Raw genomic sequence first — 23718 nt, forward strand, 5'->3', positions numbered from 1 at the left:
TTGAGGTTATGAAGCCAGTCTATCTTTTCATTGGATTGTCATGATCAGGCGCTGAACAATCGCGCCAGTCAGCCCAAGGCCCGGATCACAGGGCTGCAAAAAGCCAATACAGGAGACAAGCGATGAACACCCCACGCACACGCCATGCAAGCCGGCGCGAATTCGTGCTCGCCACCCTCGGCGCCAGCGCACTGGCCGCCACCGGACCTCTTTTCGCCCAGAGCTGGCCCGAACGCCCCATCACCTTCATCTGCCCCTGGCCTGCGGGCGGCACGGCCGACCAGTCCATGCGCGCGCTGTGCACCGTGGCCGGCAAGCTGCTGGGCCAGCCGATCGCGGTGGAGAACCGCGCGGGCGCCTCGGGAATGATCGGCGCCAAGGCGCTGGCCTCGGCCAAGGCGGACGGCTACACCATCGGCCAGATTCCCATCTCGGTCACGCGCTTTTCGCAACTGGGCAGCCTGCAGGCCGATCCGCGCAAGGACTACACCTACATCGCGCGCACCTCGGGCCAGACCTTCGGCATTGCCGTGCCCGCCCATTCGCCGTTCAAGACGCTCAAGGACTTCGTGGCCGCCGCCAAGGCGAGGCCCGGCCAGGTGACCTATGCCCATGCAGGCGTGGGCGGTGCCACGCATGTGGGCATGGAGGAGTTTGCGGGCGTGGCCGGCATACAGCTCAACCATGTGCCCTACAAGGGCGGCGCCGAGGCACTGCAGGGTGTGCTGGGCGGCCATGTGGATGCGCTGGCCGACTCCAGCTCCTGGGCCCCCCATGTGGAAGCCGGCAAGCTGCGCCTGCTGGCCACCTGGGGCGAGCAGCGCACGGCGCGCTTCAAGGACGTGCCCACGCTGCGCGAATGCGGCTACGACGTGGTGGTCGATGCGCCCAACGGCATCGGCGCGCCGCGTGGCCTGGAGCCGGCCGTGGCGGCCAGGCTGCGCGAGGCCTTCCGCGCCGCCGTGGCCAGCCCCGAGTTCAAGTCCGTGGCCGAGAAGCTGGATGCGCCGCTGCTGTACCTGGATGGCCCGGACTACGAGAAATACGTCAACACGGTCTACCAGAAGGAGACCGTGCTCATCGACAAGCTCAAGCTGCGCGAATTGATGAGGAGTTGACCCCCCCTGAGGCGCTTCGCGCCTTCCCCCAGGGGACGGCACCCTCACTGCGGGGCGGCGCGGCCGGCATAGGCCCTTGCTCGGTGCCCCTGGCTTGGGGCATGCCGCTTTCACATGCGTCTACCTGATGAAAGAACGCTCTCGTTTGACCTGGGGCTTGGCCCCTCCCGCAAATATCCGTCCATGAAAGCCCCGCATGTCCCGCACCGATAGCCCCCTGCTGCACCTGCATCCCAACGACAACGTGCTGGTCGCCAGGACCGCTCTGTCGCTGGGCCAGGAGATTCCCGAACTGGGCGTGCGCGCCCGCGCCCAGGTGCCTGCGGGCCACAAGATCGCCGCGCGCCGCATCGCAGAGGGCGAGCAGGTGAAGAAGTACGACACCGTGATCGGCGTGGCCACGCGTGAGCTGGAGGCCGGCGACTATGTGCACAGCCACAACCTGCGCATCGTGGACTACTACCGCGACCCGGCCTTCGGCGCCGATGTGCGGCCCGTGGACTATGTGCCCAAGGCGCAGCGCGCCAGCTTCCAGGGCTTTGTGCGCGCCGGCGGCGGCGTGGGCACGCGCAACTTCATCGGCATCCTGTCGTCGGTGAACTGCTCGGCCACGGTGATCAAGCGCATTGCCGCGCATTTCACGGCCGAGCGCATGGCGGCCTTCCCGAACGTGGACGGCGTGGTGGCCTTCGCCCAGACCAGCGGCTGCGGCATGTCTTCGCCCAGCGAGCATTTCGACGTGCTGCGCCGCACGCTGGCCGGCTATGCGCGCCACCCGAACCTGGCCGGCGTGCTCATCGTGGGCCTGGGCTGCGAGCGTAACCAGGTCGATGCCCTCGTGGAGTCGCAGGGCCTGTGCGAAGGCCGGCTCATGCGCACCCTGGTGATGCAGGAAGTGGGCGGCACGCGCGTGACCATAGAGGCAGGCATCCGCGCCATCGAAGAGATGCTGCCCGAAGCCGATGCCGCGCGGCGCAGCACGGTCAGCGCCAGCCACCTGAAGATCGGGCTGGAGTGCGGCGGCTCGGACGGGTTTTCGGGCATCTCGGCCAACCCGGCCCTGGGCGCGGCCATGGACATCCTGGTGCGCCACGGCGGCACGGCCATCCTGTCGGAAACGCCCGAGATCCATGGCGTGGAATTCATGCTCACGCGCCGCGCCATCACGCCTGCCGTGGGGCAGAAGCTGCTGGACCGCCTGGCCTGGTGGGAGCGCTACGCGGCCGGCCAGAACGCACAGTTCAACGGCGTGGTAGGCCACGGCAACCAGGCCGGCGGCCTGGCCAACATCTTCGAGAAATCGCTGGGCTCGGCCATGAAGGGTGGCACCACGCCGCTGCGCGCCGTCTACGAATATGCCGAGCCCATCACCGAGCCGGGCTTTGTGTTCATGGACTCGCCGGGCTACGACCCCGTGGCCTCCACGGGCCAGATTGCCAGCGGCGCGCACCTGATCTGCTTCACCACGGGGCGCGGCTCCATGTTCGGCAGCAAGCCCGCGCCCACCATCAAGCTGGCCAGCAACACGCCCATGTACCGGCGCCTGGAGGAAGACATGGACATCAACTGCGGCCTGATCGTGGACGGCGAATGCGGCGTGCCCGAGATGGGGCAGCGCATCTTCGCGCAGATCCTGCGCCACGCCAGCGGCGAGCCCACCAAGAGCGAGGCCCTGGGCCTGGGCGACCATGAGTTCGTGCCCTGGCACCTGGGCATCGTGAGCTGAGCCGCCCCTTACAACACCTGCATCCACCGATTCCATGCCACTGACCCTGACCCGCCCCGAGCTGCTGCGCAGCGCCAACTTCATCGCCGGCCAATGGACGACCGCGCCCGCCCCGCGCCTGGCCGTGACCGACCCCGCCACGGGCGCACTGATCACCGAGGTGCCCGACTCCGGCGCCGCCGAGGCCCGCGCCGCGCTGGACGCCGCGCATGCCGCCTTTCCCGCCTGGCGCAAGACGCCCGCCAAACAGCGCGCCGCCATCATCAAGCGCTGGAACGACCTGGTGCTGGCCCACCAGGACGACCTCGGCCGCCTCATCAGCCGCGAGCAGGGCAAGCCCCTGGCCGAGGGCAAGGGCGAGGTCGCCTACGCGGCCAGCTACATCGAATGGTTTGCCGAAGAGGCCACGCGCATGAACGGCGAGATCATTCCCGCGCCCGTGCCGGGCCGGCGCATGTTTGCGCTGCGCGAGCCCGTGGGCGTGGTGGCCGCCATCACGCCCTGGAACTTTCCGGCCGCCATGATCGCCCGCAAGATCGCGCCCGCGCTGGCCGCCGGCTGCACCGTGGTCTGCAAGCCCGCGGAAGACACGCCGCTGACCTCGCTGGCCCTGGTGCTGCTGGCCCAGGAGGCGGGCGTGCCGGCCGGCGTGCTCAACATCGTCACGGCCTCGCGCGAGAAGACGCCCGAGGTGGTGGATGTCTGGCTGGACGACGCGCGCGTGCGCAAGATCACCTTCACGGGCTCCACGCCCGTGGGCAAGCACCTGGCGCGGCGCAGCGCCGACACGCTCAAGAAGCTCTCGCTGGAGCTGGGCGGCAATGCGCCCTTCATCGTCTTCGAGGATGCCGACATCGATGCCGCCGTCGACGGCTTCATGGCCGCCAAGTTCCGCAATGGCGGCCAGACCTGCGTGTGCCCCAACCGCGTCTTCGTGCACCGCAGCGTGCACGACACGTTCGCACAGAAGCTGGCCGCGCGCGTGGCCGCGCTGCACGTGGGCCCGGCCAGCGACCCGGCCTCGCAGATCGGCCCCATGATCAACGCGCGCGCCGTGGAAAAGATCGAGCGCCATGTGCAGGACGCCGTGGCGCGCGGCGCCAGGGTGCTCACGGGCGGCAGGCGCCTGGATGCCCTGGGCGCCAACTACTACGCGCCCACCGTGCTCACGGGCGCCGATGCCTCCATGGCCTGCGCCTGCGAGGAAACCTTCGGCCCCGTGGCGCCGCTCACCGTCTTCGACAGCGAGGACGAGGTCATCGCCGCCGCCAACGACACGCCCTTCGGCCTGGCCGCCTACTTCTACAGCAATGACGCACGCCGCATCTGGCGCATGGCCGATGCGTTGGAGACCGGCATCGTCGGCATCAACGAAGGCGCGCTGGCCGCCGAGGCAGCGCCCTTCGGCGGCGTCAAGGAATCGGGCTACGGCCGCGAGGGCTCCACCCACGGCCTGGACGACTACCTGCACACCAAGTACGTGTGCCAGGGCCTGCTGGACTGAATCTTTCCCTCCACGAAATCACCGGACACCATGCCAGCCCATAACCCCTTCAAGACCGCCCTGGCCGCAGGCCAGCCTCGCATCGGCCTGTGGCTGTCCATGGCCGACCCCTACCTGGCCGAGGCGGCCGCCACCTGCGGCTATGACTGGCTGCTGATCGACGGCGAGCACGCGCCCAACGACGTGCGCAGCACCCTGGCCGCGCTGCAGGCCGTGGCCCCGCACCCGGCCCAGGCCGTGGTGCGCGTGGTCGAAGGCAGCACGGCCCTGATCAAGCAGATGCTGGACATAGGCGCCACCACCTTGCTCGTGCCCATGGTGGACACGGCCGAACAGGCGCGCGCCGTGGTGTCCGCCACGCGCTACCCGCCGCTGGGCGTGCGCGGCGTGGGCAGCGCCGTGGGCCGCGCATCGCAGTGGAGCGCACGCGGCGACTACCTGCAGGTGGCCGACGACGAGGTCTGCCTGCTGGTGCAAGCCGAGACCGTGACCGCGCTGCAGAACCTGCCGGTCATCTGCGCGGTGGACGGCGTGCACGGCGTCTTCATCGGCCCCGCCGACCTGGCCGCCTCCATGGGCCACCGCGGCAACCCGGGCCACCCCGAAGTGCAGGCCGCCATCGAGGGCGCGATGAAGACCATCATCGCCAGCGGCAAGGCGGCCGGCACCCTGACCTCGGACCCCGCCCTGGCCAGCCGCTACCTGGACCTGGGCTGCAGCTTCGTGGCCGTGGGCGTGGATGTGCTGCTGTTTGCGAATGCGGCGCGCAGGCTGCGGGGGCAGTTCGATGATTCGCCGGTGGCCGCGCCTGCAAAGCAGGCAGCTGCCGCCTATTGAATCAGCCAGCCACCAGCCAGGCCAGCAGCCCCGCCGCCGCTGCAGCGGCCGCCACACGCCGCGCGAACTGCGGCGCATAGGTCAGCAGCAGGCCCAGGGCCAGCGCGGCAAAGGTCAGCAGGCCCAGCCAGGCGGCCACGGCCACCGAGGCATTCCAGCGCAGCAGGCAGGGCGCCAGCGATAGGGCCAACAGCGCGTAGCCGGCCAGCCGCCAGGCCTTCAGGCGCGCGGGCGCCAGGCCTTCGGTGCCCAGTTGGTCCTGGTGCCGGTCCATGGAAGCGGCGACGACGGCAAAGCCTGCAAAGGCCAGGCAAAGGGTGGCAAGAATCATCATGACGCGCGCTCCAGCGTGGAGGCATGGCTGGCGGCGCGGGCTTGCGTGCGGGGGGCTGCAGCCGCTGCCGGCTTGCCGCGCAGCAGCCACCAGGCCACCACGCCGTGGATGGCGGCCAGGCCCAGCATCAGCAACTCGAAGCTGGCGATGCTCCACTGCCCGTTGGCCATGGTTTGCACCAGCGATGCGCCGCCCGTCAGCAGGTTGAGCAGGGGCAGCAGCGCATACAGCACGGCGGCCAGCGCCATCTGCTGCAGCCAGGCATTGCGGTGAGAGACCCGCAGCGGATGCAGCAGGCACAGCAGCCAGATCAGGAAGAAGCCGTTGATCTCCCAATCACTGCGCGCCTGCATGGGCACGGGCAGCAGGCGGTTGAGCCAGAAGAAGCCGGCCACGGCCACCGACAGGCCCGCGATGGAGCCCACGTTGAGCACCTCCACCAGACGGTGGCCGAAGGGCGTGCGGCCCAGCTTGCGGCGCTCGGGCATGCGCTTGACCACCCACAGCACCATGCCGGACGCGGCCATGAAGGTGCCGACCACGCCGCTGAGCAGCAGCAGCCAGCGCGTGGCGGGCTCTGCAAAGCGGCCCAGGTGCACGCCGGTGATCACGTTGCTGGTGGCGCGCACCCATGAGATGGCGGGCGCCTCGGCGCTGGCCTGCAACTGGCCGGTCACGCCGTCGAAGCGCAGGGTCTCGGACTGGCCGCGGTTGATGAGGCTCATGCCGCCGCCTTCGCGCAGCTCGACCACCGCGCGCGAGGTGCCGGGCGCGTTGACCGTGATGCTGCCCACGCCGTGCTCGGGCCAGCGGCGCGCGCCCTCGGCCAGCATGGGCGCGATATCGGCCAGCGCGGCGGCCTGGCGCTCCTGTTTGTCACCGCGCGCGCCCGGGCCCTGGTTGGCCGCCTGACCGCGCGCGCCCCGCACATCGGCGAAGTAGGCATTGGTGTCGCCGTTGTAGGCCGCCTGTATGCCCCAGGGCATGAGCATGAACATCAGCAGCACCAGTCCGCTGAAGGTGATGACGATGTGAAACGGCAGCGCCAGCACGGCCGTGGCGTTGTGCGCGTCCAGCCAGGAGCGCTGGCCCTTGCGCGGGCGGAAGGTGAAGAAGTCCGTGAAGATCTTCTTGTGCGTGATCACGCCCGTGATGATGGCCACGAACATCAGCATGGTGGCGAAGCCCACGATCCAGCGGCCCCAGATGCGCGGCATGGCGTGCAGCTCGAAATGGAAGCGGTAGAAGAAGTTGCCGGCGCGTGTCTCGCGCGGCTCCAGCTTCTCGCCCGTGGCGGCGTCGATCTCGGCGCGCTTGGTGCCTGCGCGGCCCGTGGCGGCGCCGGGCTCGCGCCAGGATGCGGCCACCGCCACCTGGCGCGGGCCGGGCAGGCCCAGCGTCCAGGTCGTGGCCTCCGGCGCGATGCGCTGCATGGCCTCCAGTGCGCGCTGCGCGGTATCGGCGTCCTGCACCGAGCCGTGCAGCTCGGGCCGCATCCAGTCGTTGATCTCGTCGCGGAAATAGCTCAGGGTGCCCGTGAAGAACACCGCGTAGAGCAGCCAGCCCAGCAGCAGGCCGCTCCAGGTGTGCAACCAGGACATGGACTGGCGCAGTCCCTCGGGTTTGCCGTCTGCCCTCATGCGGCGGCTCCGTTCGACAGCATCCAGGCCAAAAGTCCCAGGCCCGCGCCCGGCAGGCCGATCACGGCCCAGGCGCGCCAGGCGCTGGCGCAGCCAAAGGCCCACATGGCCGCCACGGCGTAGATGATGAAGGCCAGCAGCGTCGAGCCCAGCGCCGCATCGGCCCGTTCCACGCCCAGCCAGACCATGGCACGTGCGCCCGTGGCGGCGCAGGCGGCCGACAGCAGATAGCCGCCGCCGATCGCCGCCAAGGCGCGCGAGGCCACGGCCACGCGGTAGCGCAGCAGGGATGGAGAGGACCCTCCCGGGGTCGAGGCTTGCATGGGGATGACCTTTCTTGCGGATCGTTGCCCGACATGGACGCCGTGGCCGCAGCGCAGGCCCGGACGGACAAAGGCGCCACAACAGTTCAAGGTCTGTGCGGCGCCGGGCGTTGGCCGCGCGCCTGAAGCACGCCGCCTTTCAAAGAGCGGGAATGATAATGATTTTTATTACCCTAGTCATTTAAAGAAATGCAAAGCCGGCCTCCTGTCACCGGCCCCGACCATCTCCCTGGCGCCTGGTCCCCTATCGCGCCCGCCCCGCCAGCCAGCGCCCGCCGAACTGGTTGATCACCATGCCCGCCAGCACGGCCAGCGTGCCCATCCACTGCATGAAGGTAGGCCGCTCGCCCAGCAGCAGCATGGCCGAGACCAGGCCCACCACGGGCACCATCAGAGACAGCGGCGCCACCGTGCCGGCCGCATAGCGCTGCAGCAGGCGCGTCCACAGGCCGTAGCCCAGCAGCGTGGCCAGCAGCGCCAGGTACAGGATGGAGGCCACGGCGGTCAGGTCGATCCCCGCCAGTTGCTGCACGACCGTATCCGCGCCATCGGTCCAGACGGCCAGGGCCATCAGCGGCGCAATGGGGAAGATGCTGCTCCAGACGATGAAGGGGAAAGGCTCGTAGGGGCCGCTGCGCGCCGCATAGCGCGTGATCATGTTGGACACGGCCCACATGCAGGCTGCGCCCACGGTCAGCAAAAAGCCGGCCAGCGTCATGGCGTTGTCGCCCTCGCCATGGGCGCTGCCAATGGCAACCAGCCCGCCCAGCGATACCACCAGACCCAGCCAATGCCACAGGCGCGCGGGCTCGCCCAGCAGGAAGGCGGCCAGCAGCAGCGTGACGAAGGCCTGCGTCTGCAGCACCACCGAGGCCATGCCCGCCGGCATGCCCAGCTTCAGGCCCAGGAACAGCATGCCGAACTGGCCCACGCCCTGCACCAGCCCATAGGCGGCCAGATAGCGCCAGCCCACCGACTTGGGCGGGCGCACGAACAGCAAAAAGGGCAGCGACGCCACCACGAAGCGCAGCGCGCTCAGCAGCATGGGCGACAGCTTAAGCAAACCGAACTTCATGGCCACGAAGTTGGTGCCCCAGATCAGGATGACCAGCAGCGCACGCGCCCAGTCGCCACGGCTCAGGTGCTGCGCGGTCATGCCCCGCCCTCGGTGCAGCGGGGCCTGCAATGGTCAGGGACAGCGGCCGGCAGCACCGGCAAGGAACAGGAAGAAGGCATGGCAGGCAATGGGCAAAAAGAAAAGGGGCGGATCACATCCGCCCCCGGCGTTTGTACCACCGCAGCCCGTGCGCTGCCGGGCGGCCGTGGCTCGGCCCTGCGTTTCAGTCCGCCGCGTAGTCGATGGGATCGTGGGCATGCTGGCGCCCCAGCGCGCCGGCCATGGCCAGCATGAAGGCCAGGCCGCGCCGCACATCGGGCTCGCGTGCCATGCGCATCAGGCCGATCAGGGTGGGCGTTTCCTCCATGGCCTGCACCTGGGCCGCCGCCATGCGCGCGGCATTGCCCGCGGCCCAGGCCCCGCCCACGCCATCCTCGAAGGCCTTGGCGACCTTCTCGACCATGTAGTCGTCTGCCATGTCCACCAGGTCCGCCGTGGCCGACAGCAGATCGACCACGCGGTTCAGGCGCCGGCCCGCCAGCAGCGGCTCCAGCTTGCCCACCAATTCGGCCAGCCCCTGCAGCGCGGCGTCGTCCTGCAGCAGGCCGCCGGCGGCGGGCTGCGCCACGGGAATGTCGGAAGCGATGTTCATCTCGGTGCTCCTTGTCTTCGTGCTTGGAATGACAATGCAAAGGCCCTGGCCTCAGACCAGGCCGCGGGCCACGGCCCAGTACATGCCGCGGTTGAAGCCCTTGCGCATCATCGAGCCGACCTTGGTCGGCGGCGTGGGCTTGACGTCGACCTGGTAGTCGTACCAAAGCGGCATGCCGCCGTCCAGGCCCATCTGGGCGATGGCTACCACGCGCCCGTCGTAGGCATCGCTGGTGCGGCCGAAGCGGATCTGCGAGGCGATGTTGTTCACCACCACGGGCGACTGGTTGTGGCAGGCGCCGCCGGCCTTGCTCACCGGCAGGTCCACCGTATCGCCCAGCACATAGACATGGCTCTGGCCCAGCACCTGCATGGTCTCGTGGTCGGTGGGCAGCCAGCCTTCGCCATCCTGCGCCTGCGACAGGCCGCAGTCGCGCACGGCCTGCACGGCGCGTATCGGCGGCGTGGCCATGAGGATGTCGAAGTCTTCGGCCTGGCCCTCCTCCGAGTGGGCCACCTTGGCCTCGGGGTCCACGCGCGCCAGCGTGAATCCGCGCTGGTGGCGAATGCCGCGCTGCTCGAACACCGTGGGCAGGATCTCGCAGGTGTCCTTCTGCAGGAACAGGCAGTTGCGCAGCAGCTGCGAGACCGTGGGATAGGTGTAGACGATCTCCACCTTGTCGCGCACGCCGCGCCGGCGCAGCAGGTCGTCCAGCATCAGCGTGGTCTCTATGGGCGCGATGCCGCACTGGTGCGGCACATTGGGCGTCTTGGGAAAGGTGACGGTGACGAAGATGCGGCCCTTTTCTATGCGCGCCAGCTTGTCGGCCAGCTGCCGCGCGGGCGCGTGCTGGTAGAAGTGGTCGCCGGCCTCGGCCAGGCCTTCGATGCGCTCGGGCGAGGGCACGCAGCCCGTGGAGATCACCAGGTGGTCGTAGCCGAAGCGCTTGCCGCTCCTGCAGTGCACGGCCTGCAGCGCGAAGTCGAAGCGTTCCACTTCTTCCACCTGGAAGTCGATCTCGGGCCGCAGCAGGCCGCGCTGCCTGCGCCGCAGCTCGTCGCGAAAGAAGGCATTGAAGGCCACGTACATGAAGGCAGGCTTGTAGTAGTGCCAGGGCGAATTCGACAGCATGGTGATGCGCACCTTGCCCGTGACCACCTCCGGATACAGCTTGCTGACCAGGTGGTTGGCGGTCATGGTGCCGCCAATGCCCCCTCCGATGATCAAGATGTGATGCGCCATCCCTGCTACTCCTTGTGCTTTCGCCTCAGTGGAACAACCGCTGGCGCCGCACGGCGCCAGCGCCGGAAAATGCGCCGCTCAGTCAGGCTTGAGCGATCGCCACACCCCGTCCCAGAGCGCGTCGAACAGGGGCTCTATGGGCGTGTCGATGATGCCGTCCAGCCGCAGGCAGATCATGCGGATCGCGCTGCCGTACATCAGGCTGGCCGCCACCATGGGCTCCATCTGGCGGATCTCGCCATCGGTCATGCCGGCGAACACGAAGCCGCGCATGCGCACGAAGGCCGAGGCCGAGCAGATGGCCTGCTCGTCGGGCAGAAACTCGCGGTGGCGCGCATTGACCACGAAGCCCATGGCCTCGGGCTCGGCCTCGGCCAGCCCGAACAGCATGCGCAGCACCTCGCGGCAGCGCTGGGCGCTGCCCGCGTGCCGCTCCTCGATATCGTCAAGCAGCACATTCATGCGCGCCAGCAAATGCCGGTACAGCTCGCGCGCAATGCCTTCCTTGTCGGCAAAGTGGTTGTAGAAGAAACCGATGGACACGCCGGCCTCGGCGCACAGGTCCTGTATCGAGGTATTGAAGAAGCCCCGCTCCACGAACAGCCTGAGCGCCACGCGCAGCGTCTGCACATGGCGCGAACCCGCATGCGGGAAGAAGGTCCAGGCCTCGTCTTGCATGGGAAATGATCGTAGAACGAATCTTCATTCTATTTTCACAAGCACGTGCAAACTACACCAGGGTTTTCCTGGACCTTGGCCTCAATCCATCAGCCGGAGTGCCTCGGCAAGCGATGCCACGTTGGCGATGCCCAGCTTTTCGTAGATGGAGCGGATCTGATTGCGCACCGTGGCAGGAGCACGCTGGAGTTGGACTGCAATCTGCTTGTGGGTCAGGCCCCGGACCACAAGCCGGGCAACCGTGGCTTCGCGGGGGGACAGCCCGTCGGCTGCGCACCGGGGGCGCGCTCGCAACCACAGCAGACCGTGCTGCGTGAACAGCGTGATGACCAGGGTGTGGGCCACCAGACGATGGGCGCCGCCCTGTGCCGCAGTCTGCACGGCCGCAGGCAGGCGAGGACCTTGCCAGCCCGGCCATTCGGCGCGCAAGGCGTGCTCGAAGACGACGTCCATGTGGTGGATGATGCCGCGCGGGTCTGCCAGTGCCGAGCCCAACCGATCACGGGCCAGGCCCTGCCGAAGCTGCCCCAGATGCGTGAGGCGGTTGAGTTCCAGCGCCTGCTGCACATGGGGCAGCAGCGCGGCCAGCAGTTGGCGCTCGCCCTCGGTGCAATGCGCATCCGTGCGGGCGCGAAACAGCGTGAGCCAGCGCGTGTAAAGAGTGCTCGGGTTCAGCATCCCGCCGATGAAGAAGTGCGACTGCTCGAAGCGCCTGCCGTAGTCGCGCAGCGCCCCCTGATGCCGGCCACTGAACCAGGTCCTCGCTTCGAAGGCCAGCGTCTCGCTGGGATGCATGGTGACGGCCTGCGCCGCCGTGTCCAGGTGCTTGACCTCTTCATAGGCCTGCAGCATTTCGGGCGGCTGCCGGTGAAGGTGGATGGTGTGGATATCGATGCCGGCCGCCGTCATGGTGGCCGAGCCCCACATGGCCGAGTCGAAGGGCAGCACGGGTTTGAGCAGGTCCAGCGCCTGGTCCTGGAAATGTTCGACAGGCTGCTCGTGCGATTGCCGGTAGAGGTTCAGCAGCAGGTGGTTGTATGCAGCGTCCATGGCGGCTTGCCTGCCTCTCTTCGATACGTTGAGATCGACTGCACGGGCGGGTGTTGCGCGAGCCGTGCCCTCTTGCCCCACCCCGGCAGCGCTTCAGGATAGTGCAATTGCATCATTTTGTTTGTTGCGTGTCACACATAGAGTTGGCTTGCCACCCACATTCCTGTACCGACACCATGCAAATCCACCCTAGTGCATCCACTTCCTTTCCCGCCGTGCGCCCTTTGCTGCTGTGCGGCCTTGTTGCAAGCCTCTATGCCTGTGGAGGAGGCAGCGGCGGCACCGACAGCGGCGGGGGCACCGGCGGCGGCACCGTGACACAGCCGGCCATCACGCTGTCAGGCACCGTCGCCATCGACCAGGCCGTGCGCAACGCTGCAGTCTGCGTGGATCTGAACGCCAATGCAGCCTGCGACACGGGCGAGCCCAGCGCAGCGGCCACCGGCAGTGACGGCAAGTTCAGCCTGACCTATCAACCCGGCGATGCGGCAGCCACCGCTGCCTTCAACCAGGCTCCCGTGCTGGCTCGCATCACACCCGAATCCGTGGACGCTGCGGACCCCACCAGCACCGCCACAGCCAAGGCGTTCGTGCTGTCTGCACCGGCTGGCAAATCCGCGCAGATCAATCCACTGACCAGCCTGGTGCAAAAGGCCATCGCGGCCGGCACGGCCAGGGAAGTGGCCGAGGCTGCAGTGGCCCGCCAGCTCGGCATCGACGCCGCCAGGATCTACGACTACCAGAGCGACGCGGCCTCCAGTGCCGCCGTGCTTGCGGATACCGCGCGCACAGCCGCCAAGGTCACCGCCTACGCGCTTGAGTTGGGCGTGCCTATTCAGGTGACGGCACCTGGCGCAGCGGCCGTGGCATCGAACCAACTGGCGTTCCTGAACTATGGCAACGCGCAGAACTACTCCGTGCGTGAACGCAGGTCCGACGGCGTCGTCCAGGCAGACGGCTTTGCCCACCAGTTCGAGACACGCAGCGGAAAAACCAACGGTGCACCCAGTACGCAGGAAGCGCTGTTCCCGTCCGTCACGCTCACCAGCACCGGATGGACGCGCTGCGACAGTTCCGTTGCGCGCCTGACGACACAGGGGGTTCCCTCGCGCACACTGCTGTGCAACCAGTCCACCGCCTACCTGGGCTTTACCACCGCTTCGCAGGACGTCAGCGGCAAGCCCATGGCCGAAGTCATCACGCAATTGCGTGCCGGAGACACAACGCTGCAGGCCGAGGGCATCCGCCATGACCGCTCCATCGAAATGGACCCTGCCACGCTGGGCTCGACCGTCTTCCCGCAGGGCGCACAGATGCGCACTGCACTGTCGGTGCAGTTGAACCGGTCGCCGGCCTTCATCAACAACACGGCCACGGACCGCTTCGGCTTCGCCACGCTGGAAGCCATGATTGCCGGCCGCCCGGCCAGCGCGGTGAACCTGTCGACTCCAGCCACCGTGCGCGCCTCGACAGTCGGGGCGGCGGGGCCGGTCGATGCCAACCATGTGTTGCGCGTGGCCTTCATCGATGCGGCCAACGCCCAGTTCTACAGCTGTGAGTCCACCCCTCCGGCCTACAGCGATCTGGGCGCCTGCACCGTGCATTCGCAAAGCGCGTACACCCTCTCCACCTCCCAGGGCGTGCGCCTGCTGAGCTTTGCCGACTTCCCTGGCAAGACCTTCATGCAAGGCGTGACGCGGGGCTATACGGAATTCGACGGCAGCGTATTCGGCTATCGCCTGCCTGCCGCCATTGCCAGCGAAGACCAGGCGCTCAGCTATTCCACCCGGCTGAACGGCGTGGCCTGGGCTGCCATGAAAACGGTTCTGGGCATTGAGTGAGCCTTGCAGCCGGGAGCGGGCATTTCAAGCAAGGGATGGGGCGAGGCATCCCACGCGGCGCCCCGCAGCCGCGTGGGCCGGCATGCCGGGCATGCATGCCTCAGCTCCATCCTGCCGGACCGTAGAATCCGCGCGCAGCCATTGGAGACAGAGACAACAATGACGGGCTGCACACGAATCCGACCCAAAGGCCTTTTGCAAATGCAACTCCCCATCCACGTCATCGACGCATTCACATCGGAACGATTCAAGGGCAATCAGGCCGCCGTCATTCCCCTGGATGCATGGCTTGCCGATTCCACGCTGCAGGCCATTGCCGCAGAGAACAATCTCTCGGAGACCTCGTTCCTGGTCTGGAGTGCCGAGCGCGCCGCCTTCGAGATCCGCTGGTTCTCCCCCCTGACCGAGATCGCGTTCTGCGGCCATGCCACGCTGGCGAGCGCCTTCGTGCTGTTCGAGGCCGACCCGGCGCTGCGCAGCATCACGTTCTGGGCCGCCGCCGTGGGCAAGGTCACCGCCACGCAGGAGGATGGCGGACGCATCGTCATGACCTTCCCGCGCCGCGATGCCAAGCCGCTGGATGAGGTGCCCGCCGCACTGCGCGAAGGCCTGACGCCCGCACCCACGGCCTATCTCGTGAACCAGCAGGCCTACGTGGCCGTCTACGCAACCGAAGACCAGGTGCGAGCCGTCAAGCCGGACCTGGAGCGCCTCAAATCGCTGGGCCCGCTGGACGTGGTGGTGACGGCGCCTGCGGATGCGGGCGCCTCCCATGACTTCGTCAGCCGCTATTTCTGGCCCGCCAATGGCGGCGAGGAAGACCCGGTCACGGGCTCCATCCATGCGGCGCTTGCGCCTTACTGGGCGGGCAGGCTGGGCAAGAACCGTCTGATCGGCCACCAGGCCTCTCGCCGCACGGGCACGCTGTTTTGCGAGGTGACCGATGCCAGCGTCGAGGTGGCCGGCCATTGCGCGCGTTATCTGACCGGGACCATTACCGTCTGACGCCCGACTTTGCGCTGGCACGCAGGTACCATCCGCGCATGAGTACCCACTACGAATCCCTGTCGCAAGCCGACGCCTACCGCGACGCCTTCGGCGTGGAGGCGCCTGCCGCCAGCGAGCGCAACATGACACCGCGCAAGTCCGGCTTTTTCATCCGCAGCGTCGCCGTGGCCACGGATGCCGCCACCGGACAGCAAGAACCCTCCGCTTCCGACACACCGCCCGCCCCTGCGGCACCGCCCGCACGCGAGCTGGTTGCCGCCCAATGGGGCCTGGTGCCGCACTGGGTGAAGTCGGCCTCCGATGGACGGCTGCGCGCGCTCAAGCTGGTGAATGCGCGTTCGGAGACCGTCTCCACGGCCCAGGCCTTCCGCGATGCCTGGCTCAATGGCCAGCGCTGCATCGTGCCCATGGCCGCCTTTTTCGAGGATGACTACCGCAACGGCAAGGCCCTGCCCACGCGCATCTCGCGCATCGACGGCAAGCCCATGGGCGTGGCCGGCGTGTGGGCGCAGTGGACGGGCCCGGATGGCGAGGTGCTGCTGAGCTACGCCCTGCTCACGGTCAACGCCAACAGCCATGCGCTGCTGCACCGCTACCAGCGGCCCGGCGCGGAAAAGCGCATGCCGGCGATTCTCAACGAAGGCGCCTACGACGCCTGGCTCAACGCGCGCGTGGAAAAGGCGCGCGAGTTCATGCGCCAGTACCCCTCCAACTGGCTCACCGCCAACCCCGTGGAGCGCAAGGCCGACAAGCGGCCTCCAGGGCTGATGGGCTGATGGGCTGATGGGCTGACGCATGGGCCTTGTCCCGCGCGCTACGGCGCCTTGGGCAACGCGTTGATGGAGCGCAGAATGTCGCGCGTGATGGCCTGGCGCTTGGGCAGGTCGGCCAGCCGGTGGGGCGTGTCCATGTTCATGGCGAAGAACACGGGGCCGGCAGGCCATTCCACCCAGCCCACCCACCAGCCGATACGGCCCGTCCAGCCGGTTTTGGCGCGCAGTATCCAGTCGGTGCCGGCCTCGTTGATCATCACGTCCTTCACCAGCCGCTGGTGTTCCACCGGCAATGGCAGCCGATTGCGGTACAGCTGCTGCAGGAAGGCCACCTGCTCCAGCGCCGAGATGGCCAGGTCGCCCTCCACCCAGAAAGGCGCCTCGCCCGTGGCCAGCGCATTGCCGTAGTCGATCTTGCGCATGTAGGCAGCCTCGCGCGCGCTGCCCAGTTCCCCGGCAAAGCGTTCGTACACCCAGACGGTGGAGTTGCGCATGGCCGAGCGCAGGTCCTGATCGGCATTCCAGGCCGGCAACTGGCGCTTCACGCCATCCCAGGCAATGCGCTGGAATTCATCCCGCACCAGCCCGGCGTCCAGCGCGAACAGGCTGTGCGGGATCTTGAAGGTGGAAGCGGGCGAGTAGCGCCGCGCCGCCCGGTCACGGTTGTGGACGTAGACGGCTTCGGCCGGGCCTCTGGCATCGACCACGACGATGCTGCCATCGACCTTGGCATCGGCAAAGAAGCGGGCCCACTCGGGCCTGTCCTGCAGTTCGGCAGCCGCCAGCGCCGCCTGTGACAGACAGGCGAGCAGCGCGGCGCACATCAGATTTCTTCGATTCATGCCGGCAGTTTAAGAGCTGCACCACCGCACGCCGATGGTGCACCGCCCGCCCGGCTGCCCTGTTTTGACTCGCGGTTTTCCCGTTTTGGTGTTCCGGCTGCATCGCACGGCCCCCAAGGGCCCCGTCTGCGCTGGCACGACTTGTGCAAGGCCGCTGCAGGCCGGCCAATGCAGCCATGGCGGCAACGGCAGACGGCCCCATGACCACAACAAACAAGGGAGTCATTGCATGCACAGGTGCGCACGGGCATTGAGAACATTGGTGGCGGGAGGACGGGTCGCGGTCCTGGGTGTGGCGCAGACGGCGCAGGCGGCCGAGCAGGCGATCACGCGGCCGTCGCTGGTGGCGGTGGAATCCCTCAGCGCCGTGGACACGGTCTGGCTGATGACGGCCACGGTGCTGGTGCTGCTGATGACGCTGCCCGGCATTGCGCTGTTCTATGCGGGCATGGTGCGCCGCAAGAACGTGCTCAACACCATGGCCAGCGTGGTGGCGATTGCCTGCCTGGTCAGCATTCTGTGGTTCGCACTGGGCTATTCGCTGGCCTTCACGCCCGGCAATGCGTGGATAGGCGGTGATTCGCGCGCCTGGTTCGCGGGGCTGGATTTCAACGCCGCCAAGGGCCTGGTGGCCGTGAGCCACCTGGCGCCGCATGTGCCCGAAGCAGCCTATGCGATGTTCCAGCTGGCCTTTGCCGTGATCACCGCCGCCTTGCTGGTGGGCGCCTGGGTGGAGCGCATGCGCTTCGGTGCCATGCTGATCTTCGTGGGCTTGTGGAGCCTGCTGGTCTATGCACCGGTGGCGCACTGGGTGTGGGAGCCGGGCGGCTGGCTGGCGCGCATGGGCGCGCTGGACTTTGCCGGGGGCACCGTGGTGCATGTGAACGCGGGCGTGGCCGGGCTGGTCTGCGCCTGGTTCCTGCGGCCGCGCCGCGGCTACGGGCACGAGCCCTTCGAGCCCTACAACCTGGCCCTGACCATGATGGGCGCGGCCCTGCTGTGGATGGGCTGGTTCGGCTTCAACGCCGGCTCATCGCTGGCCGGGGACAGCCGCGCGGCGCTGGCGCTGGCCGTCACCCACATTGCCGCCAGCGCGGGCGCCCTGGCCTGGTCGCTGGCCGAGTACGTGGTACGCGGCAAGGCCACGCTGCTGGGCCTGTGCTCGGGGCTGGTCGGCGGCCTGGTGGCGATCACGCCGGCAGCCGGTTTCGTGACGCCGCTGTCGGCGCTGTGCATCGGCCTGATCGCCGGTGTCGCCTGCTATTGGGGCGCAACGGGGCTCAAGCGGCTGCTGGGCGCGGACGATTCGCTGGATGTGTTTGGCGTGCATGGCGTGGGCGGCATCGTGGGATCGCTGCTGACCGGCGTGTTTGCCAGCCCGCAGATCGGCGGCGTGCAGGCCAGCGTGCTCACCCAGGCGGTGAGCGTGCTGGCCGTGGCCTTGTTCACGCTGGTGGCCACGGCGGCGCTGCTGTGGCTGCTGGACATGCTGATCGGCCTGCGCGTGGATGAGGAAAGCGAACTGCAGGGCCTGGACCTGGCGCTGCACCGCGAACGCCTGAGTGGATGAACGGCCGAGCCGCAAAGCGGCCCGGCGCCCGATGATCGTCAAACCGAAGGAGTGCCACTACATGCCCGAAAGCGAACTCCTGGCCATCGCCGCGCACCTGCATGTGCTGCTGCGCAGAAGCTGCGGCCGCGTGACCGATACCGAATGGCTGGCGGCCAATGCCGAATACGCCGCCGAAATCATCCGCTTCGCACGGGAGCAGGAAGGGGCGCGCAGCACGCCCGAGCTGGTGGAATGGACCCATCGCTTCGAAGCGGCCTGGAATGCCGCGCTGGCCGGCCCCGCCGAGCGCTCGCCGCTCATGCAGCGCGCAGGCGAGCTGATGCGCCAGCGTGCGGAAAACCGCAAGTACGTGGGAACGCTGCGCTAGGGCCTGGCTGGCTCAGGCAGGAGGATCAGGCCGGTGGAGCGGGCACCGAGTGCAGCAGCACGGGCGCGTCGCCATCGCCGTTGACGCTTTCCAGCTGCACGCCAAAGCCCCACAGGCGCGCTGCGTGCTTGAGCACTTCCAGCGCATCGTCGGACAGCGGCCGGCCCTGGTAGCGGGTGTGGCGCAGGGTGAGGCAGCGGTCGCCGCGCAGATTGACGTTCCAGACCTGGATATTGGGCTCGCGCGCACCCAGGTCGTATTGCTGCGACAGCGTCTGGCGCAGGGTGCGGTAGCCGTCGTCGTCGTGGATGGCGCTGACCAGCAGCTCGCGTTCGCTGGCGTCGTCATGGATGGCGAACAGGCGCATGTCGCGCATCAGCTGAGGGCTCAGGTACTGGCCGACAAAGCTCTCGTCCTTGAAGTTCTGCATGGCATGGTGCAGCGCCGGCAGCCAGGGCGTGCCGGCCAGGTCGGGGAACCAGCAGCGGTCTTCCTCGGTGGGGTCCTGGCAGATGCGGCGGATGTCGCGGTACATGGCAAAGCCCAGCGCATAGGGATTGATGCCGCTGTAGGCGCGGTGACCGGCCGGGGGCTGGTAGATGACATTGGTGTGGGAGGACAGCCATTCGATCATCACGCCGTCGGTCAGCCAGCCTTCGTCGTACAGGGTGTTGAGCAGGGTGTAGTGCCAGAACGTCGCCCAGCCCTCGTTCATCACCTGGGTCTGGCGCTGCGGGTAGAAGTACTGGGCGATCTTGCGCACGATGCGCACGATCTCGCGCTGCCAGGGCTCCAGCAGCGGGGCGTTCTTCTCGATGAAGTACAGCAGGTTTTCCTCGGGCTCCTTGGGAAAGCGCTCGCTGTGCTGGGCCGCGCTGTCCTTGCCCGGGCGGGCCGGCAGGGTGCGCCACAGCTCGTTGACCTGCTGCTGGGCATAGGCCTCGCGCTGCTCGCGCTCGGCCCGCTCGCGCGCCAGGCTTTTCTTGGAGGGGCGGCGGTAGCGGTCCACGCCCAGGTTGGACAGGGCGTGGCAGGAGTCCAGCCATTGCTCCACCGTCGTCAGGCCGTGGCGCTCCTCGCACTGGGTGATGAAGTCGCGCGCATAGACCAGGTAGTCGATGATGCTGCCGGCATCCGTCCACATGCCGAACAGGTAGTTGTTCTTGAAGAAGCTGTTGTGGCCGTACGCCGCATGGGCGATCACCAGGGCCTGCATGGCCGTGGTGTTCTCCTCCATCAGATAGCTGATGCAGGGATTGGAGTTGATGACGATCTCGTAGGCCAGGCCCATGTGGCCGCGCCGGTAGCGCCGCTCCGTCGCCATGTATTCCTTGCCATAGCTCCAGTGGCGGTAGCCCACGGGCATGCCCACGCTGGCGTAGGCGTCCATCATCTGCTCGGCCGAGATCACTTCCAGCTGGTTGGGATAGGTGTCCAGGCCGTAGCGTTCGGCGGCGGCCGCAATCGCTGCGTGATAGCGTTCGATGAGCTCGAAGGTCCAGTCGCTGGGATCGGGCAGAGGCTCGGCCGGCCGCTCCCCCGCCGGCAGCGGCGCGGAGGGCACGATGCGCTGGGCCCGTTCGCTGGCCAGATGGGATTTCCACTGCGGCGTGGCATGGCGGGGCGCCAGCACGGGATAGTGAGAGAGGTTCATACCGATACCCCCTCTTTCTTGAACAGGTCGCGGAACACGGGGTAGATCTCGCTGGCGTCCGACACCTTGCGCATGGCGAAATGCGAGAACAGCGGCAGCACCTGGCTGTACTCCTGCCACAGGCTCTGCTCTTCCTGCACCACCTGCACATAGGCGAAGTAGCGCACCAGCGGCAGGATCTTGTCGACCAGCAGGTTGCGGCAGTTGGAGCCGTCGTCGCCGAAGTTGTCGCCATCGCTGGCCTGGGCCACGTAGATGTTCCAGTCCCCGGACGGGTAGCGCGCGCGGATGATCTGGTCCAGCAGCACCAGCGCACTGCTGACCACCGTGCCGCCGCTTTCCTGGGAGTGGAAGAACTCGTCCTCGCTGACCTCGGCCGCCTGCGTGTGGTGGCGGATGAAGACGATGTCGATCTTCTCGTAGTGCCGCGTCAGGAACAGGTACAGCAGGATGAAGAAGCGCTTGGCCAGGTCCTTGCGGTCCTGGTCCATGGAGCCGGACACATCCATCACGCAGAACATCACGGCCTGGCTGATGGGCGCAGGCACGCGCGTGCGGTTGCGAAACCGCAGGTCGATGGGGTCGAGAAAGGCCACCGTGCCCATGCGCAGCTTCAGCGCATCGATGCGCTGCTGCAGCTCGGCCGCCGCCTCGCTGGTGCCATCGTCCTGCGCCAGCAGCGCTTGCAGCTGCTCTTCCAGTGCCTTGAGTTCGCGGTGCGGCGCCTTGGTCAGCGCAATGCGCCGGCCCAGGGCGCCGCGCATGGTGCGCAGCAGGGCCAGGTTGTGCGGCGTGCCGTCGTGGCTGTAGCCGGCGCGGCGCGTCTTGTACTGCATGGTGTTGCCGATGTGGGTGCGCAGCAGGCGCGGCAGGGCCAGGTCTTCAAAGAACAGTTCCATGAACTCTTCCTTGGTCAGGGTGAAGGTGAAGTCGTCCTCGCCCTCGCCGCTGTCGCTGGCCTGGGAGCCGCCGCCGCCTGCGCCGCCCTGCGGCCGGGCAATGCGGTCGCCGCGCACATGCTCGGTGTTGCCCGGGTGCACCGTGTCATGGACGCCGCCCTGCCCGTGGTGGAACACGGGCTCGCGGATGTCCTTGCGCGGGATGGAGACGCTCTCGGACTCCTCCATGTGGCGGATGCCGCGCTTGTCCACCGCGCGGCGCACCGCCTCGGCGATCTGCGCCTTGTAGCGGCGCACGAAGCGCTCGCGGTTGCCCACCGACTTGTTCTTGCCGGCCAGCCTGCGATCGATGATTTGCAATGCCATCTGTTCCCCCCAGCCCGGGCGCGCCGAAGGGCGGCGCACCCACCCGTCAGTTGCTCTTGCGAACGCGCAGATACCACTCGCACAGCAGGCGCACCTGCTTGGACGTATAGCCCTTGGCCTCCATGCGGGTGACAAAGTCCTCGTGCTTGCGGGCATCCTCGGCACTGGCCTTGGCGTTGAAGCTGATCACGGGCAGCAGCTCCTCGGTATTGGAGAACATCTTCTTCTCGATCACCACGCGCAGCTTCTCGTAGCTGGTCCAGCTGGGGTTCTTGCCCTGGTTGTTGGCCCGCGCGCGCAGCACGAAGTTGACGATCTCGTTGCGGAAGTCCTTGGCATTGGCGATGCCCGCGGGCTTCTCGACCTTCTCCATCTCGGCGTTGAGCGCGTTGCGGTCGAAGGCCTCGCCGGTATCGTTGTCGCGGTACTCGCTGTCCTGTATCCAGTAGTCGGCGTAGGTGACGTAGCGGTCGAAGATGTTCTGGCCGTACTCGCTGTAGCTCTCCAGATAGGCCGTCTGGATTTCCTTGCCGATGAACTCGGCATAGTGCGGCGACAGGTATTCCTTGATGTAGCTGGTGTACTTGGTCTCCAGCTCGGCAGGGAACTGCTCGCGCTCGATCTGCTGCTCCAGCACATACATCAGGTGCACCGGATTGGCCGCCACCTCGGTACTGTCGTAGTTGAAGACCTTGGACAGGATCTTGAACGCGAAGCGCGTGGAGATGCCCGACATGCCCTCGTCCACGCCCGCATAGTCGCGATACTCCTGGAAGCTCTTGGCGCGCGGGTCCGTGTCCTTGAGGCTCTCGCCGTCATAGACCTGCATCTTGCTGAAGATGCTGGAGTTCTCGGGCTCCTTCAGCCGCGTGAGCACGGCGAACTGGGCCATCATCTTGAGCGTGCCGGGCGCGCACACGGCGCTGGCCAGCGAGGACTCGCGGATCAGCTTCTCGTAGATGCGCACCTCCTCCGACACGCGCAGGCAGTAAGGCACCTTGACGATGTAGACCCGGTCCAGGAAGGCCTCGTTGTTGCGGTTGTTGCGGAAGGCCTTCCACTCGCTCTCGTTGCTGTGGGCCAGCACCATGCCGTCGAAGGGAATGGCGCCAAAGCCCTCCGTTCCCTTGTAGTTGCTCTCCTGCGTGGCCGTCAGCAGCGGGTGCAGCACCTTGATGGGCGCCTTGAACATCTCCACGAACTCCAGCAGGCCCTGGTTGGCCAGGCACAGGCCGCCCGAGTAGCTGTAGGCATCGGTATCGTCCTGGGCAAAGTTCTCCAGCTTGCGGATGTCCACCTTGCCCACCAGGCTGGAGATGTCCTGGTTGTTCTCGTCGCCGGGCTCGGTCTTGGCAATGCCCACCTGCCTGGAGATGCTGGGATAGCGCTTGACCACGCGGAACTGGCGGATGTCGCCGCCCAACTCCTCCAGGCGCTTGACGGCCCAGGGCGACAGCACATGGTTGAGGCAGCGCCGGGGAATGCCGAACTGCTCCTCCAGCAGCGGCCCGTCCTCCACGGGGTCGAACAGGCCCAGCGGCGACTCGTTCACGGGCGAGCCCTTGAGCGCGTAGAACGGCACCTTCTGCATCAGGTATTTGAGGCGCTCGGCGATGGAGCTCTTGCCACCGCCCACGGGGCCCAGCAGATAGAGGATCTGCTTGCGCTCTTCCAGGCCCTGGGCCGCATGGCGGAAGAAGCTCACCACCTGCTCGATGGAGTCTTCCATGCCGTAGAACTCGGCGAAGGCCGGATAGCGCCGGATGACCTTGTTGGCAAACAGCCGCGACAGGCGCGGATCATTGCGCGTGTCCACCATTTCGGGTTCGCCTATGGCCGCCAGCATGCGCTGGGCGGCGCCCTCGTAGGCCATGGGATCGCGCTGGCACAGGGCGAGAAATTCGTCCAGCGACATCTCTTCTTCGCGAAGGCGAACGTAACGTGCAGCCGAGTTGCTGATGACATCCATACGACCTCTCCCGGCGGCACCCGAGGGCGAACAGTGCCGCGAAGTTGCAAGGCATTCGCTACCGTGTGGAACTGTTGTAGCACCTTGCATCCGCTTTGAATAGCTCATACGTCCCACATGTCTGCATTGCGCGCGAGGTCACAATGTCAGGTTCCTGGACTACCCCGCTTTTTGCGGCGCCGGGACAGGGGCTTGAGCCAGCCGG

Annotated in this window: 21 protein-coding genes; 9 read left to right on the forward strand and 12 right to left on the reverse strand. The window is 67.4% G+C overall.

Features of this window, described 5'->3' with window-relative positions; all coding sequences use genetic code 11:
- Positions 1 to 122: 122 nt before the first annotated feature.
- From ACRSCF_RS21690 to ACRSCF_RS21705, 4 genes are all read left to right on the forward strand, one after another.
- Positions 123 to 1118, forward strand: a complete 996-nt coding sequence (locus ACRSCF_RS21690; RefSeq protein WP_034368040.1) for a Bug family tripartite tricarboxylate transporter substrate binding protein — start codon at positions 123 to 125, stop codon at positions 1116 to 1118.
- A 196-nt stretch (positions 1119 to 1314) separates the two neighbouring features.
- Positions 1315 to 2844: a UxaA family hydrolase gene (locus tag ACRSCF_RS21695; RefSeq protein WP_034368044.1), complete on the forward strand. Its 1530-nt coding sequence runs from the start codon at positions 1315 to 1317 to the stop codon at positions 2842 to 2844.
- 34 nt (positions 2845 to 2878) lie between these two features.
- The gene (locus ACRSCF_RS21700; protein ID WP_133073263.1) at positions 2879 to 4348 is read left to right on the forward strand and encodes an NAD-dependent succinate-semialdehyde dehydrogenase; all 1470 of its coding nucleotides are present in this window, start codon (positions 2879 to 2881) and stop codon (positions 4346 to 4348) included.
- Positions 4349 to 4378: 30 nt separating this feature from the next.
- The gene (locus tag ACRSCF_RS21705) at positions 4379 to 5185 is read left to right on the forward strand and encodes an aldolase/citrate lyase family protein (RefSeq protein ID WP_034368047.1); all 807 of its coding nucleotides are present in this window, start codon (positions 4379 to 4381) and stop codon (positions 5183 to 5185) included.
- Position 5186: 1 nt separating this feature from the next.
- Here ACRSCF_RS21705 and ACRSCF_RS21710 read toward each other — a convergent pair whose 3' ends face one another.
- From ACRSCF_RS21710 to ACRSCF_RS21745, 8 genes are all read right to left on the reverse strand, one after another.
- Positions 5187 to 5519, reverse strand: coding sequence for a DUF3325 domain-containing protein (locus tag ACRSCF_RS21710; protein ID WP_016453816.1), 333 nt, complete (start codon positions 5517 to 5519; stop codon positions 5187 to 5189).
- Positions 5516 to 7159 carry a PepSY-associated TM helix domain-containing protein gene (locus tag ACRSCF_RS21715; RefSeq protein WP_034368050.1) on the reverse strand — a complete coding sequence of 548 codons (1644 nt, stop codon included), beginning with the start codon at positions 7157 to 7159 and terminating at the stop codon, positions 5516 to 5518. Before ACRSCF_RS21715 ends, ACRSCF_RS21710 begins: the two co-directional genes overlap by 4 nt.
- Positions 7156 to 7482 carry a DUF3649 domain-containing protein gene (locus ACRSCF_RS21720; protein ID WP_012204261.1) on the reverse strand — a complete coding sequence of 109 codons (327 nt, stop codon included), beginning with the start codon at positions 7480 to 7482 and terminating at the stop codon, positions 7156 to 7158. Before ACRSCF_RS21720 ends, ACRSCF_RS21715 begins: the two co-directional genes overlap by 4 nt.
- A 244-nt stretch (positions 7483 to 7726) precedes the next feature.
- Positions 7727 to 8638, reverse strand: coding sequence for an EamA family transporter (locus tag ACRSCF_RS21725; RefSeq protein WP_034368052.1), 912 nt, complete (start codon positions 8636 to 8638; stop codon positions 7727 to 7729).
- A 184-nt stretch (positions 8639 to 8822) separates the two neighbouring features.
- Positions 8823 to 9251: a DUF1641 domain-containing protein gene (locus ACRSCF_RS21730; protein ID WP_034368055.1), complete on the reverse strand. Its 429-nt coding sequence runs from the start codon at positions 9249 to 9251 to the stop codon at positions 8823 to 8825.
- 51 nt (positions 9252 to 9302) lie between these two features.
- Positions 9303 to 10493, reverse strand: a complete 1191-nt coding sequence (locus ACRSCF_RS21735; protein ID WP_034368058.1) for an NAD(P)/FAD-dependent oxidoreductase — start codon at positions 10491 to 10493, stop codon at positions 9303 to 9305.
- A 78-nt stretch (positions 10494 to 10571) separates the two neighbouring features.
- Positions 10572 to 11171, reverse strand: coding sequence for a TetR/AcrR family transcriptional regulator (locus tag ACRSCF_RS21740; protein ID WP_012204257.1), 600 nt, complete (start codon positions 11169 to 11171; stop codon positions 10572 to 10574).
- An 81-nt stretch (positions 11172 to 11252) separates the two neighbouring features.
- A complete protein-coding gene (locus ACRSCF_RS21745; protein ID WP_034368061.1) occupies positions 11253 to 12221 on the reverse strand; it encodes a helix-turn-helix transcriptional regulator in 969 nt (322 codons plus the stop codon).
- Between the two features lie 176 nt (positions 12222 to 12397).
- Here ACRSCF_RS21745 and ACRSCF_RS21750 point away from each other — a divergent pair, with 176 nt between their 5' ends.
- The 3 genes from ACRSCF_RS21750 (at position 12398) to ACRSCF_RS21760 (ending at position 15846) form a co-directional block, all read left to right on the forward strand.
- Positions 12398 to 14062 (forward strand): hypothetical protein, encoded by a 1665-nt coding sequence (locus ACRSCF_RS21750; protein ID WP_244386581.1) that lies wholly within the window; start codon positions 12398 to 12400, stop codon positions 14060 to 14062.
- Between the two features lie 201 nt (positions 14063 to 14263).
- A complete protein-coding gene (locus ACRSCF_RS21755) occupies positions 14264 to 15067 on the forward strand; it encodes a PhzF family phenazine biosynthesis protein (protein ID WP_244386583.1) in 804 nt (267 codons plus the stop codon).
- A gap of 38 nt (positions 15068 to 15105) precedes the next feature.
- Positions 15106 to 15846 carry an SOS response-associated peptidase gene (locus ACRSCF_RS21760; RefSeq protein ID WP_034368063.1) on the forward strand — a complete coding sequence of 247 codons (741 nt, stop codon included), beginning with the start codon at positions 15106 to 15108 and terminating at the stop codon, positions 15844 to 15846.
- Positions 15847 to 15884: 38 nt separating this feature from the next.
- Here ACRSCF_RS21760 and blaOXA read toward each other — a convergent pair whose 3' ends face one another.
- On the reverse strand, positions 15885 to 16685 hold the full coding sequence (gene blaOXA, locus ACRSCF_RS21765; protein ID WP_244386585.1) for a class D beta-lactamase: 801 nt from the start codon (positions 16683 to 16685) through the stop codon (positions 15885 to 15887).
- A 229-nt stretch (positions 16686 to 16914) separates the two neighbouring features.
- Here blaOXA and ACRSCF_RS21770 point away from each other — a divergent pair, with 229 nt between their 5' ends.
- Both ACRSCF_RS21770 and ACRSCF_RS21775 read left to right on the forward strand, forming a co-directional pair.
- Positions 16915 to 18255 carry an ammonium transporter gene (locus ACRSCF_RS21770; protein WP_244386587.1) on the forward strand — a complete coding sequence of 447 codons (1341 nt, stop codon included), beginning with the start codon at positions 16915 to 16917 and terminating at the stop codon, positions 18253 to 18255.
- A 61-nt stretch (positions 18256 to 18316) separates the two neighbouring features.
- Positions 18317 to 18625, forward strand: a complete 309-nt coding sequence (locus tag ACRSCF_RS21775; RefSeq protein WP_016449753.1) for a hypothetical protein — start codon at positions 18317 to 18319, stop codon at positions 18623 to 18625.
- A gap of 25 nt (positions 18626 to 18650) precedes the next feature.
- Here ACRSCF_RS21775 and ACRSCF_RS21780 read toward each other — a convergent pair whose 3' ends face one another.
- Genes ACRSCF_RS21780 through ACRSCF_RS21790 form a run of 3 tightly spaced genes read right to left on the reverse strand, consistent with a single transcriptional unit; the run spans position 18651 to position 23513 of the window.
- Positions 18651 to 20279 (reverse strand): SpoVR family protein, encoded by a 1629-nt coding sequence (locus ACRSCF_RS21780; RefSeq protein WP_160855149.1) that lies wholly within the window; start codon positions 20277 to 20279, stop codon positions 18651 to 18653.
- Positions 20276 to 21544, reverse strand: coding sequence for a YeaH/YhbH family protein (locus tag ACRSCF_RS21785; RefSeq protein ID WP_016449755.1), 1269 nt, complete (start codon positions 21542 to 21544; stop codon positions 20276 to 20278). The genes ACRSCF_RS21780 and ACRSCF_RS21785 overlap by 4 nt, the downstream gene beginning before the upstream one ends.
- Positions 21545 to 21590: 46 nt before the next feature.
- Complete coding sequence (locus ACRSCF_RS21790) at positions 21591 to 23513, reverse strand: PrkA family serine protein kinase (protein WP_016449756.1); 1923 nt, start codon at positions 23511 to 23513, stop codon at positions 21591 to 21593.
- Positions 23514 to 23718: the final 205 nt, after the last annotated feature.

Origin of the sequence: Delftia sp. 11MD (assembly GCF_050907895.1) — a bacterium.
Lineage (GTDB): Bacteria > Pseudomonadota > Gammaproteobacteria > Burkholderiales > Burkholderiaceae_C > Comamonas > Comamonas tsuruhatensis.

Bases quoted from the DNA above. Each gene is read 5' to 3' on its own strand.
- ACRSCF_RS21690 (WP_034368040.1), top strand. From the start codon at position 123: ATGAACACCCCACGCACACGCCATGCAAGCCGGCGCGAATTCGTGCTC.
- ACRSCF_RS21695 (WP_034368044.1), top strand. From the start codon at position 1,315: ATGTCCCGCACCGATAGCCCCCTGCTGCACCTGCATCCCAACGACAAC.
- ACRSCF_RS21700 (WP_133073263.1), top strand. From the start codon at position 2,879: ATGCCACTGACCCTGACCCGCCCCGAGCTGCTGCGCAGCGCCAACTTC.
- ACRSCF_RS21705 (WP_034368047.1), top strand. From the start codon at position 4,379: ATGCCAGCCCATAACCCCTTCAAGACCGCCCTGGCCGCAGGCCAGCCT.
- ACRSCF_RS21710 (WP_016453816.1), bottom strand. From the start codon at position 5,519: ATGATGATTCTTGCCACCCTTTGCCTGGCCTTTGCAGGCTTTGCCGTC.
- ACRSCF_RS21715 (WP_034368050.1), bottom strand. From the start codon at position 7,159: ATGAGGGCAGACGGCAAACCCGAGGGACTGCGCCAGTCCATGTCCTGG.
- ACRSCF_RS21720 (WP_012204261.1), bottom strand. From the start codon at position 7,482: ATGCAAGCCTCGACCCCGGGAGGGTCCTCTCCATCCCTGCTGCGCTAC.
- ACRSCF_RS21725 (WP_034368052.1), bottom strand. From the start codon at position 8,638: ATGACCGCGCAGCACCTGAGCCGTGGCGACTGGGCGCGTGCGCTGCTG.
- ACRSCF_RS21730 (WP_034368055.1), bottom strand. From the start codon at position 9,251: ATGAACATCGCTTCCGACATTCCCGTGGCGCAGCCCGCCGCCGGCGGC.
- ACRSCF_RS21735 (WP_034368058.1), bottom strand. From the start codon at position 10,493: ATGGCGCATCACATCTTGATCATCGGAGGGGGCATTGGCGGCACCATG.
- ACRSCF_RS21740 (WP_012204257.1), bottom strand. From the start codon at position 11,171: ATGCAAGACGAGGCCTGGACCTTCTTCCCGCATGCGGGTTCGCGCCAT.
- ACRSCF_RS21745 (WP_034368061.1), bottom strand. From the start codon at position 12,221: ATGGACGCTGCATACAACCACCTGCTGCTGAACCTCTACCGGCAATCG.
- ACRSCF_RS21750 (WP_244386581.1), top strand. From the start codon at position 12,398: ATGCAAATCCACCCTAGTGCATCCACTTCCTTTCCCGCCGTGCGCCCT.
- ACRSCF_RS21755 (WP_244386583.1), top strand. From the start codon at position 14,264: ATGCAACTCCCCATCCACGTCATCGACGCATTCACATCGGAACGATTC.
- ACRSCF_RS21760 (WP_034368063.1), top strand. From the start codon at position 15,106: ATGAGTACCCACTACGAATCCCTGTCGCAAGCCGACGCCTACCGCGAC.
- blaOXA (WP_244386585.1), bottom strand. From the start codon at position 16,685: ATGAATCGAAGAAATCTGATGTGCGCCGCGCTGCTCGCCTGTCTGTCA.
- ACRSCF_RS21770 (WP_244386587.1), top strand. From the start codon at position 16,915: ATGCACAGGTGCGCACGGGCATTGAGAACATTGGTGGCGGGAGGACGG.
- ACRSCF_RS21775 (WP_016449753.1), top strand. From the start codon at position 18,317: ATGCCCGAAAGCGAACTCCTGGCCATCGCCGCGCACCTGCATGTGCTG.
- ACRSCF_RS21780 (WP_160855149.1), bottom strand. From the start codon at position 20,279: ATGAACCTCTCTCACTATCCCGTGCTGGCGCCCCGCCATGCCACGCCG.
- ACRSCF_RS21785 (WP_016449755.1), bottom strand. From the start codon at position 21,544: ATGGCATTGCAAATCATCGATCGCAGGCTGGCCGGCAAGAACAAGTCG.
- ACRSCF_RS21790 (WP_016449756.1), bottom strand. From the start codon at position 23,513: ATGGATGTCATCAGCAACTCGGCTGCACGTTACGTTCGCCTTCGCGAA.